At 61.3% G+C, this 11,388-nt stretch carries 7 protein-coding genes; 1 reads left to right on the top strand and 6 read right to left on the bottom strand.

The window, feature by feature from the left end; translation table 11 throughout:
* Positions 1–38: 38 nt before the first annotated feature.
* From BFP93_RS03985 to putP, 6 genes are all read right to left on the bottom strand, one after another.
* Positions 39–881: an IS3 family transposase gene (locus BFP93_RS03985; RefSeq protein ID WP_065891840.1), complete on the bottom strand. Its 843-nt coding sequence runs from the start codon at positions 879–881 to the stop codon at positions 39–41.
* On the bottom strand, positions 878–1,186 hold the full coding sequence (locus BFP93_RS29100; RefSeq protein WP_065883309.1) for a transposase: 309 nt from the start codon (positions 1,184–1,186) through the stop codon (positions 878–880). Before BFP93_RS29100 ends, BFP93_RS03985 begins: the two co-directional genes overlap by 4 nt.
* A gap of 367 nt (positions 1,187–1,553) precedes the next feature.
* On the bottom strand, positions 1,554–2,390 hold the full coding sequence (locus BFP93_RS03995; RefSeq protein WP_065886580.1) for a 23S rRNA (adenine(2030)-N(6))-methyltransferase RlmJ: 837 nt from the start codon (positions 2,388–2,390) through the stop codon (positions 1,554–1,556).
* A gap of 79 nt (positions 2,391–2,469) precedes the next feature.
* Positions 2,470–3,195, bottom strand: a complete 726-nt coding sequence (locus BFP93_RS04000) for a DUF4123 domain-containing protein (protein ID WP_065892041.1) — start codon at positions 3,193–3,195, stop codon at positions 2,470–2,472.
* Positions 3,195–5,201 carry a type VI secretion system Vgr family protein gene (locus BFP93_RS04005; RefSeq protein ID WP_065892043.1) on the bottom strand — a complete coding sequence of 669 codons (2,007 nt, stop codon included), beginning with the start codon at positions 5,199–5,201 and terminating at the stop codon, positions 3,195–3,197. Before BFP93_RS04005 ends, BFP93_RS04000 begins: the two co-directional genes overlap by 1 nt.
* Before the next feature lie 199 nt (positions 5,202–5,400).
* A complete protein-coding gene (gene putP, locus BFP93_RS04010; RefSeq protein ID WP_065892045.1) occupies positions 5,401–6,885 on the bottom strand; it encodes a sodium/proline symporter PutP in 1,485 nt (494 codons plus the stop codon).
* Positions 6,886–7,346: 461 nt separating this feature from the next.
* On the opposite strand from putP, the gene putA reads away from it, so the two are divergent.
* Positions 7,347–11,300 (top strand): trifunctional transcriptional regulator/proline dehydrogenase/L-glutamate gamma-semialdehyde dehydrogenase, encoded by a 3,954-nt coding sequence (gene putA / locus BFP93_RS04015; RefSeq protein ID WP_065892047.1) that lies wholly within the window; start codon positions 7,347–7,349, stop codon positions 11,298–11,300.
* Positions 11,301–11,388: the final 88 nt, after the last annotated feature.

Genomic DNA, 11,388 nt, shown 5'->3' on the forward strand with positions numbered 1-11,388 from the left:
TGAACTGGTCAAGTAATCCCGGACACCGATTACGGTGTTTATGCCGCTTTTTGCTCCATGGCTATTGGCGACAGGTAGTTGTTGTAGCTGTGGAGCCTGATTCGGTTGTATCGCATGAAGAAGCTGGTCATATCCCGCCTGGCTTCTTCAACTGTGGTGTAGCCCTTATTGGGCACCCACTCTGATTTAAGCGTCCCGAAGAAACGCTCTGTTGGCGCGTTGTCCCAGCATTGCCCTCTGCGGCTCATGCTTTGCGTTATTCCATGCTCCAGCAGCTCGGACTGAAAGAGCTGGCTGGTGTATTGGCTGCCTTGATCCGAATGAAACATCAAGCCTGCATGTTTGCCTCGAACCTCCACCGCCATTCTCAGCGCCTTGCTAACCAGGTTGGCGTCGTTGATCAGGGAAAACGCCCAGCCAACGATTCGGCGGGCGAACAGATCAATGACCGCTGCCAAGTGATACCAACGTTTACCAACCATCAGGCTGGTAACGTCGCCGCACCAGGCCTGATTGATTGCGGTTGGCTCGAAGTTACGCTCGAGCAGATTCTTGGCCACAAATGCTTCGACGCCTCTAGAGCGATACTGATGGCGGCGGCGCTGTCTGCTGGCCAGATTTGCCTCCGCCATGAGTTTTCCGGCCAGATGCCGTCCCACCTTGATCTGCTGGGCTTTCAAGTGCTGAGAGATCATCCGCGCGCCTGCACTTCCCCGGCTTTCGTCATGCAATTGCGCAACTTTTGCTCTGAGCGCGTCACGCTTGGTATTCGGCACTGAGCGACGCTTAAGCCAGTCATAAAACGCGCTGCGGGAAACGCCCAGCGCACTGCAAAGCAGGCAGATCGGATACGAACTCGACTCTCTCAGCTCCTCGATCAGGAAAAACGATCGGGATCCGACATCAAGAGAGCCGTAGCCTTTTTTAAGATTTCAGCCTCGGTCTCCAGGCGCTTGACCTTGGCTCGCAGCTGTTGAAGCTCTCGCTGTTCATCGCTGATTGCCTTAGTACCTGCCACTGGCTGCCCTTTCTGACGCTCTTTGCGAACCTGCTCAATCCAACGGCGCAGAGCCGTGGGGCCAACCTCCATCGACGCACAGACGTCAGGAACTGAGCAGTTATCATCAAGTACCATGCTTACAGCACGTTGCTTGAACTCGCGGGTGTAGGTCTTTCGCTCTTGCATGAAACCTCCTGATTGGGCGAATCATATCGCCCTTAAGAGGTGTCCGGGAGCATTAGGCCAGTTCAGCTTGCCCCCGATAGCGGAGTGTCAGTTACAGATGTAATGACTGACACCCCGCAATCGGGGGCAAGCCCCCTCCCACATTGGGTCCTTGCTTGGCTTCAGAGCCGGTTACCCAGCGAGAAGCCAATCCATGGATCAGCGGCACCGGCGCGACCTGCCCGATCTAAAGCACAACACAGATTAAAAATGTGGGAGGGGGCTTGCCCCCGATAGCGGAGTGTCAGTTACTGATGTAATGACTGACACCCAGCAATCGGGGGCAAGCCCCCTCCCACATTGGGTTCTGCGTTTGTATTGAGATTAGTTACTCAGCGATAAGCCAATCCATCTGCCATCCACCTTGGGTCTGGCCAAGCTTCTTGGACAGCCATGGCAGCAGTTCACGCAATTCCTCTTCCAGCCCCCACGGCGGGTTGGCAATCGCCAGGCCTGAGCCGGTCAGGGTGTTGGGCGTGTCCAGCGGGTGCACCAACAGCTCCACGCGCAACAGTTTCGGCGCGCCGGTGCCGGCCAGGTCCTGATAAAAGCGGCGCAGCATGCGCGGGTCCTTCACCGGGTACCAGATCGCTGCGACGGTCTGGCGCATGCGGCTCACGGCTTCCTTGAGGGACGCCGCGCAGCGCTGCATTTCGTCGAGTTTTTCGAACGGTGGGTCGATCAGCATCAGCGCGCGTTTTTCCGGTACTGGCAACAAGGCGCGCGGCACATGCCAGCCTTCGCCCAGGTGCACTTTGACCCGGCGATCACCCTTCATGTTGTCCTTGAGCAGCACGCCGTCTTCCGGGTGTTTTTCGTTGAGCAGCACACGGTCCTGGGGGCGCGTCAGGCGCCGCGCCAGCTCCGGCGAGCCCGGGTAGTAGCGCAACTGGCCATCCGGGTTCATCTCGTGCAGCACGCGCATGTAATCGGCGGTGAGCGGCGGCAGGTCGTTGGCGCCCCACAGGCGGGCGATGCCTTCCAGGTATTCACCGGTGCGGTTGGCCTGGTCACCCTGCAGGTCGTACAGGCCAATGCCGGCGTGGGTATCGAGGTAGGCGAACGGCTGCTCCTTGCGCGACATCAGGGCGATGAGGCGGGTCAAGGTCAGGTGTTTGAAGACATCGGCGTGGTTGCCGGCGTGAAAGGCGTGACGATAATTCATGGTTGCTCCTGCGCAGGGGGCGAAGTTTACCTTCTACCGGCGCAAAGGTGCAGGGCCGCATGGCGGGTGGCATCTTTGTCTAACTCAACTGCGACTGGAGGTAATCGACCAGCGCGGCATGGCTGGCCCCGCGCCTGCGCACGAACCAGCCCAGTTTGTGCTGCAAGGTGGCCGGCGTGAAGGCGGCATACACATCAGGACGCTGCTCTTGCAGCCATTGCAGCAGGTTGTCGACCAGCACGCCCGGCGACTGTTCCTCCAGGTGCCTGAGCAACGACGCAGGCACTCGCCACCACGGGCACGCTTGAGCTGGCGTGACCGGCCCAGTTGCCACCGTCAGCGGGCGGCCATTGATCAGGTAACGCCCAAACACCGGCAAGACCGCGCCTGCCTGGTCATCCAGGTGCTGCCACATCGGCTCAAATCGGGCGCCATCCCAGAAGCGGAAAAACACCGCCTGGTCATTGGGCAGGAATACCTTGCTCAAGCCTTGCAGGTGGGCGACCACGCTTTCCAATGGGCTGGAAGATACCGCCAGCCACCCCCAATCGTCGGCTGGCGCGGCGGCTACCCAATCGAGAAACGCGCTGCCCGGCTCGACGATGCCCACGTAAGGCATCACCGCCTCCCACTGGGCGTAGGCCGTGCCTGCCCAGATCGCTTGGGGCAGCGGCCCCGCCGCTGTGGCTTGCCAGGCAGCGAGCGGCCTGGCGTCGCTGGCATTGCCGAGTACGGCATAAATTCGCTCATCGGCAAGCAAAGGGCACTGCGCCAGCCAGCTGCGGGGGTCCATGGGTGTGCGCATCAGGAAACACTCCGTGCATGCCCGCTGATATCGCACTGCCCGGCACGGCAACGCTCGCATTCCTCGCAAAACGGCGCGCTGCGCTTGAGGGTGGCCACTTGCACAGGGCTCAGGGGCAGCGGGATAACCGCCTGCAGCGCCTCCTTCAAACCAGGCGTCAACGGCGCCATCGTTGCGGCAGGCGCCCCGCCAGGCTGGATGGGCACACTGCTGAAGATGCCGCCCGCCGACAGCGTGATCGACTGCCCTCCCGCCTGAATCGTAACGCTGGCCCCCGCATCGATGACGATGCTCTGCCCTGCCCCCAATTGAAGGGTACGACCGGCGCGAATGTGCTGCGAACCGCCGACCCTCAGGTGGTCATCCTGCTTGAGTTCAGTCAGGCGATTGCCGTGGGTGATGCGTTGCTCTTCGCCCTGCAACTCATGGTGCGACTCGCCGCCCACCGTAACCCGGCGCTGGTTATCGACCTGCACCTGCTGGTCATGCAACACGTGCTGGGTCCAGTCGCGCTGGGCGCGCAGGTAAATTTCCTCGGCGCCCTTGCGGTCCTCGATGCGCAGTTCGTTGTAGCCGCCACCACCGGGGCTGCTCTGGCTGCGAAAGATACTGCGGGTCTTGTCCGCCGGCAGATCGAGGGGCAAACGATTCGCCGCGTTGGGCAGGCAGCCCATCACCAGCGGCATGTCCACGTCGCCATCAACGAAGCCCACCAGCACTTCCATGCCGACGCGCGGGGTCAGCACCGCCCCGTAACGGTCATGGGCCCAGCCGCTCGCCACGCGCAGCCAGCAACTGGAGTGTTCGTTGTGTTCCCCGTCGCGATCCCAGGCCATCTGCACTTTGACCCGACCGTATTCATCGCAGTGCACCTCACTGCCGACAGGCCCGGTGACCACCGCGTTGTGGTAGCCCGACAGCTGCGGCCGGGGCATGATCAAAGGTGTTCGGAACGGCACATCCCAAGGCGTGACGACAAATTCGTTGCTGTAGCCTGCGGGCACGTCCTCAGGCGCAGACTCCTCCAATACTTGCGGCTGCTGCCCGGTGTGGTGCAACCGGGTGACCAGCCACAGATCATTCCACTCCTGACGCGGGTGGTCGGCCATCTTCAGAAACTGCCCGGTGACCAGGGCCGGCTGGTCGCTGATACCGCTGGCCTGGCGAAAGTCACTGCGATGACGCTCCAACACACGTTGCGCCAGGTACTTGCCGTGCGCTCGGTCCGTAAAGTCACCGGGGTAGCGCTGTTCGTCGAGGGTCGGGCGTTGCCCGCTGGAGGCCGTGCCTTCCAATACCAGGCTGGGCTTTTTGAAGTCGTAGGCCCGCAGGTTCACACCAGCCGTGCGGGTTTCGAGACGCAACATAAAGCGCTTGATCGCGGGGGCCCCGGCCACCATCCCGGAACCGGCCAAGTAGGACGTTTCCTGGTCCGGCTGCCTGAACACACTCTGGTCATCGCCAAACACCAGCAAGTGGCGCTCGGGACTGTGCTGAAAGTGGTAGTGAATGCCCGACTCAACGCACAAGCGCTGGATGAACTGCAAATCGGTTTCGTCGAACTGAACACAGTATTCGCGCTCGGGATATTGACCGCTCAGGCGAAACACGAAGGTATCGGCCTGGATCTCCTGAGCCTCCAGCACCCGCGCAATGATCTGCGGCACGGTTTTTTGCTGAAATATCCGTTGGTGAGTGCTGTGTTCCAGATACGCCAACTGCGGTACCAGGGTGATCTGGTAACGGGTCAGGCGCTTGCCCGAATCGCCTTGCGCGACGCGGTAAACCTGGCCATGAATGCCATGGCCGTGGGCGTCGAACCCCAGGAATGCCTGGCGGTGCAGAAGGCTATCGAGGTCAAGGTCGGGTTGTTCGCTGACCAACTCAAGGTCAAAGCGAAAGGGCAGGCTGATAAATTCATCGCCCATGAATCCATGAACCTTGAGATCACAAGGCTCCCCATCCAGGGTCAGATTAAAGGCACTTTGATTGGCAGGAGCGAACATCCGGTGTTTCTCTGCGAAGGGTGAGTGAGCGATTCTGCAACAGCCGTTTACCGAGTCGCGCACTGCTCCGGAAAATAAGTAAGGTCCTACATCGGCGATGCCGGAATCCTCAAGGCCCGATCGCTCAGGCAAAAAAAGGCCCGCATCCGTCGGACGCAGGCCTTCTTTTCGATGACCGGGCGATCAACGCCCAGCGGTATTACTTGTTGAGGTTGTAATCTTTTTCCGCCGCATCAAAGCGCTCGACCATACCGGCAGTCGGTGCACCCATCTTGCTCACGAAGTAGATCGCCAGGCTGGCGAAGATGAAGCCTGGGATGATTTCGTACAGGCCGAGCAACTCGAAGTGTTTCCACACGATCACGGTGATCGCACCCACCAGGATGCCGGCCAGTGCGCCGTTGCGGGTCATGTGTTTCCAGATGACCGAGATCAGCACCACAGGACCGAAGGCAGCGCCGAAACCGGCCCAGGCGTAGCTGACCAGGCCCAGTACGCGGTTTTCCGGGTTGGCGGCCATGGCGATGGCGATCAAGGCAACCACCAGCACCATGATCCGACCGACCCATACCAGTTCAAGCTGGGACGCGCCCTTGCGCAGGAAGGCCTTGTAGAAATCTTCGGTCAGGGCGCTGGAGCACACCAGCAACTGGCAGCTCAGGGTGCTCATGACGGCCGCGAGGATGGCCGACAGCAGGACACCGGCAATCCATGGGTTGAACAGGATCTTGGCCAGTTCGATAAACACGCGCTCAGGGTTTTCGGTCACGGGACCGGCCACCTCAGGATGCGCCGAGAAGTAAGCGATGCCGAAGAAGCCCACTGCCACCGTGCCACCCAGGCACAGAATCATCCAGGTCATGGAGATACGGCGCGCGTTGGCAATCGACTTCACCGAATCCGCCGCCATGAACCGCGCGAGAATGTGCGGCTGGCCGAAGTAACCCAGGCCCCAGCCCATCAGCGAGATGATGCCGATGAAGGTGGTGTTTTTCAGCATGTCGAAGTTGGTCGGGTCCTGGGCTTCGATGGCCAGGAAGGTGGTGTCCACGCCGCCGGTGGCCAGCAATACGATGATCGGCGTCAGGATCAACGCGAAGATCATCAGCGTGGCTTGCACGGTGTCGGTCCAACTGACCGCCAGGAAACCGCCGATAAAGGTGTAGGCAATGGTCGCCGCAGCACCGGCCCACAACGCCGTTTCGTAGGACATGCCGAAGGTGCTTTCGAACAGACGCGCACCGGCCACGATGCCGGAGGCGCAGTAAATGGTGAAGAACACCAGGATCACCACGGCGGAAATGATCCGCAGCAGGCCGCTTTTATCTTCGAAGCGGCTGGAGAAGTAATCCGGCAGGGTCAGGGCGTCGCCGTTGTGTTCAGTCTGCACCCGCAGGCGACCGGCCACGAACAGCCAATTGAGGTAGGCACCGACGATCAGGCCGATGGCGATCCAGCTTTCCGACAAGCCCGACATGTAGATCGCGCCCGGCAGGCCCATCAACAACCAGCCGCTCATATCGGAAGCACCGGCGGACAAGGCTGTCACCACGCTGCCAAGGCTGCGACCGCCAAGGATGTAATCGGAAAGGTTGTTGGTGGAGCGATAGGCCATCAGGCCGATCAGCACCATTGCTGCGATATAGATCACGAACGTGATCAGGGTGGGATTGCTAACGCTCATAGAAGTGACGCCCTGGCTTTGTTTTTATGTAGCGACGGTCTGTCAGACCGCTACCGGTAGTAACCGAATAAACGATGCTGAATGCCGCGCATTTATGACTGGCGTTTCCCCAGGAAAGCCGCCAGCCGATGAACCAAACCGTAGAGGTGGTTGCACCTTGGTGCGCGAATGCTATTCAACAATGCAAATAAGGTGCAACCAGTTTCTTGCGAATAAGTTGCACCTGCGCGCTTTTGCGCACAAACACCGTGTTTTTGCTCCTTTTCGGAGCAAGAACATTCAATCTCAGAAGCAAATGCACCGACAAGCAGCCGATTCGGTCAAAGGCCGGATTTTTTCCGATCAATCGTCGTAAATTTCATCAACAAAAAGGGTTGCACCCGGTTGCACCTCGCCATGGGCAAAGCTAATCTTGCCGCCAGCAGATGCCACTCGGTAGTGGCACCCATGAGGATAAGAATATGGCTACGACCACCCTTGGGGTCAAACTCGACGACCCGACCCGCGAACGCCTCAAGGCCGCCGCGTCCTCCATTGATCGCACGCCGCACTGGCTGATCAAACAGGCAATTTTCAATTACCTGGAGAAACTCGAGGGTGGTGCAACCCTGAACGAGCTCAATGGCTTGAGCAACAAGGACGCCGATGATGCGGGCGAGGTCCAGGCCGACCACGCGCACCAGTGCTTCCTTGAGTTCGCCGAGAGCATCCTGCCGCAGTCCGTATTGCGCGCCTCGATCACCGCCGCTTACCGTCGCCCCGAGCCGGAAGTGGTGCCGATGCTGATCGAACAGGCCCGTCTGCCGGCCGACATGGCCGAAGCCACCCACAAGCTGGCCGCCACGATTGCCGAGAAACTGCGCAACCAGAAGAGCGCCGGCGGCCGTGCCGGTATTGTTCAGGGCCTGCTGCAGGAATTTTCCCTGTCGTCCCAGGAAGGCGTGGCGCTGATGTGCCTGGCCGAGGCGCTGCTGCGCATCCCGGACAAGGGCACTCGCGATGCACTGATTCGCGACAAGATCAGCACCGGCAACTGGCACCCGCACCTGGGTAACAGCCCGTCGCTGTTCGTCAATGCCGCCACCTGGGGCCTGCTGTTGACCGGCAAACTGGTCGCCACCCACAACGAAGCAGGACTGACCTCGTCCCTGAGCCGCATCATCGGCAAAAGCGGCGAGCCGATGATCCGCAAGGGCGTCGACATGGCCATGCGCCTGATGGGCGAGCAGTTCGTCACCGGCGAAACCATCGCCGAAGCCCTGGCCAATGCGAGCAAGTTCGAAGCCAAGGGCTTTCGCTACTCCTACGACATGCTCGGGGAAGCCGCGCTCACCGAGCACGATGCGCAGAAGTACCTGGCCTCGTACGAACAAGCCATTCATTCCATCGGCAAGGCGTCCCACGGCCGTGGGATCTATGAAGGCCCAGGCATCTCCATCAAGCTTTCCGCCCTGCACCCGCGTTACAGCCGCGCGCAGTACGAGCGGGTGATGGACGAGTTGTACCCGCGCCTGTTGTCGCTGACCCTGCTGGCCAAACAGTACGACATCGGCCTGAACATCGACGCCGAAGAGGCCGACCGCCTCGAGTTGTCCCTGGATCTGCTTGAGCGCCTGTGCTTCGAGCCGCAACTGACCGGCTGGAACGGTATCGGTTTCGTGATCCAGGCCTACCAGAAGCGTTGCCCGTACGTGATCGACTATGTGATCGACCTGGCCCGCCGCAGCCGCCACCGCCTGATGATCCGCCTGGTCAAAGGCGCGTACTGGGACAGCGAAATCAAGCGCGCCCAGGTCGAAGGCCTGGAAGGCTACCCGGTGTATACGCGCAAGGTGTACACCGACGTTTCCTACATTGCCTGCGCACGCAAACTGCTGTCGGTGCCGGAAGTCATCTACCCGCAGTTCGCCACGCACAACGCCCACACCCTGGCCGCCATCTACCACATTGCCGGTCAGAACTATTACCCCGGCCAGTACGAGTTCCAATGCCTGCACGGCATGGGTGAGCCGCTGTACGAACAGGTCGTAGGCAAGGTTTCCGAAGGCAAGTTGAACCGTCCGTGCCGCGTGTACGCCCCGGTCGGTACCCACGAAACACTGCTGGCGTATCTGGTGCGTCGCCTGCTGGAAAACGGCGCGAACACTTCGTTCGTCAACCGCATCGCCGACCAATCCATCTCGATCCAGGAGCTGGTGGCCGATCCAGTGGCGAGCATCGAGCAGATGGCGACCCTGGAAGGCGGCTTCGGCCTGCCGCACCCGCGTATCCCGCTGCCGCGTGACCTGTATGGCCGCGACCGCGCCAACTCGGCCGGTATCGACCTTGCCAACGAGCATCGCCTGGCATCGCTGTCCTGCGCCCTGCTGGCCACCGCCCACAACAACTGGAAAGCCGCGCCGATGCTCGGTTGCGCCGCCAGCGAACAACCGGCTGCGCCGGTGCTGAACCCGTCCGACCTGCGCGATGTGGTCGGTCATGTTCAGGAAGCCACGGTCGAAGACGTCGACAATGCCATCCAGTGCGCTATCAGCGCCGCACCGATCTGGCAGGCTACCCCGCCCGCCGAGCGCGCCGCGATCCTGGAACGCGCCGCCGACCTGATGGAAGGCGAAATCCAGCCACTGATGGGCCTGCTGGCCCGCGAAGCCGGCAAGACCTTCGCCAACGCCATCGCTGAAGTGCGCGAAGCCGTGGACTTCCTGCGCTACTACGCGGTGCAGGCACGCAACGATTTCACCAACGACGCCCACCGCCCGTTGGGCCCGGTGGTGTGTATCAGCCCGTGGAACTTCCCGCTGGCGATCTTCAGCGGCCAGGTTGCCGCTGCGCTGGCCGCCGGCAACCCAGTCCTGGCCAAACCTGCCGAACAAACCCCGCTGGTCGCCGCCCAGGCTGTGCGCATCCTGCTCGAAGCCGGTATCCCGCAAGGCGTGCTGCAATTGCTGCCGGGCCAGGGCGAAAGCGTCGGTGCCCGCCTGGTCGGTGACGAGCGCGTCAAAGGTGTGATGTTCACCGGTTCCACCGAGGTTGCACGCTTGCTGCAACGCAGTGTGGCCGGGCGCCTGGATGCCCAGGGGCGTCCGATTCCGCTGATCGCCGAAACCGGTGGCCAGAACGCGATGATCGTCGATTCGTCGGCGCTCACCGAACAAGTGGTCATCGACGTGGTGTCGTCGGCCTTCGACAGCGCCGGCCAACGTTGCTCGGCCCTGCGCGTCTTGTGCCTGCAGGAAGATTCGGCAGACCGTGTCATCGAAATGCTCAAGGGCGCCATGGCCGAATGCCGCCTGGGCAACCCGGAGCGCCTGTCGGTGGATATCGGCCCGGTGATCGACGCCGAAGCCAAGGCCGGCATCGAGAAACACATCCAGGCCATGCGCGACAAAGGCCGCAACGTTTACCAGGTGGCCATTGCCGATGGCGACGAGATCAAGCGTGGCACCTTCGTGATGCCGACCCTGATCGAGCTGGAAAGCTTCGACGAGCTGCAACGGGAAATCTTCGGTCCGGTGCTGCACGTGGTGCGCTACAAGCGTAAAGAGATCGACCAGCTCATCGGCCAGATCAACGCATCCGGCTACGGCCTGACCCTGGGCGTGCACACCCGCATCGACGAGACCATCGCCAAGGTGATCGACAACGTCAACGCCGGTAACGTCTACGTCAACCGCAACATTGTCGGCGCCGTGGTCGGCGTGCAGCCGTTCGGCGGTGAAGGCCTGTCGGGTACCGGCCCCAAAGCCGGTGGTCCGCTGTACCTGTACCGCCTGTTGTCGACCCGTCCTACCGATGCGATCGAGCAATCCTTCGTACGTGGCGATGCTTTGACCGCACCCGACCTGCGCCTGCGCGACGCCATGAGCCAACCGCTGACCGCGCTGAAAACCTGGGCCGACACTCATAAGTTCAGCGAACTGAGCGCCCTGTGCACACAATTTGCCGCACAGTCGCAAAGCGGTATCACCCGTCAACTGGCCGGCCCGACCGGCGAGCGCAACAGCTATGCGATCCTGCCGCGCGAACACGTGCTGTGCCTGGCCGAAGTGGAAGGAGACCTGCTGACCCAACTGGCCGCGGTATTGGCGGTAGGCGGTTCGGCGGTATGGCCGGAAACCGAGCTGACCAAGGCCTTGTTCCCACGTCTGCCGAAAGATATTCAGACGAAGATCAAGCGCGTGGCCGACTGGACCAAGGACGACGTGGTGTTTGACGCGGTCCTGCATCACGGTGATTCCGACCAATTGCGCGCGGTGTGCCAGCAAGTGGCGCAGCGTGGCGGTGCGATTGTTGGCGTGCATGGTTTGTCCCAGGGCGAAACGGCGATTGCGCTGGAGCGCCTGGTGATTGAGCGGGCATTGAGCGTCAACACCGCTGCGGCAGGCGGTAACGCCAGCCTGATGACCATAGGCTAACCGCGGTAAAAAATATGGGAGGGGGCAAGCCCCCTCCCACATTTGGCCCCATTTCAATTCCCTGCCTGCGTTTTGCCCCTCTATCACC

The sequence above is a fragment of the Pseudomonas sp. 44 R 15 genome (genome assembly GCF_900004965.1).
Taxonomy (GTDB): Bacteria; Pseudomonadota; Gammaproteobacteria; order Pseudomonadales; family Pseudomonadaceae; genus Aquipseudomonas; species Aquipseudomonas orientalis_A.

Coding starts and splice junctions, on each gene's coding strand:
- BFP93_RS29100 (WP_065883309.1), bottom strand. CDS start 1,186: ATGCAAGAGCGAAAGACCTACACCCGCGAGTTCAAGCAACGTGCTGTA.
- putA (WP_065892047.1), top strand. CDS start 7,347: ATGGCTACGACCACCCTTGGGGTCAAACTCGACGACCCGACCCGCGAA.
- putP (WP_065892045.1), bottom strand. CDS start 6,885: ATGAGCGTTAGCAATCCCACCCTGATCACGTTCGTGATCTATATCGCA.
- BFP93_RS03995 (WP_065886580.1), bottom strand. CDS start 2,390: ATGAATTATCGTCACGCCTTTCACGCCGGCAACCACGCCGATGTCTTC.
- BFP93_RS04000 (WP_065892041.1), bottom strand. CDS start 3,195: ATGCGCACACCCATGGACCCCCGCAGCTGGCTGGCGCAGTGCCCTTTG.
- BFP93_RS04005 (WP_065892043.1), bottom strand. CDS start 5,201: ATGTTCGCTCCTGCCAATCAAAGTGCCTTTAATCTGACCCTGGATGGG.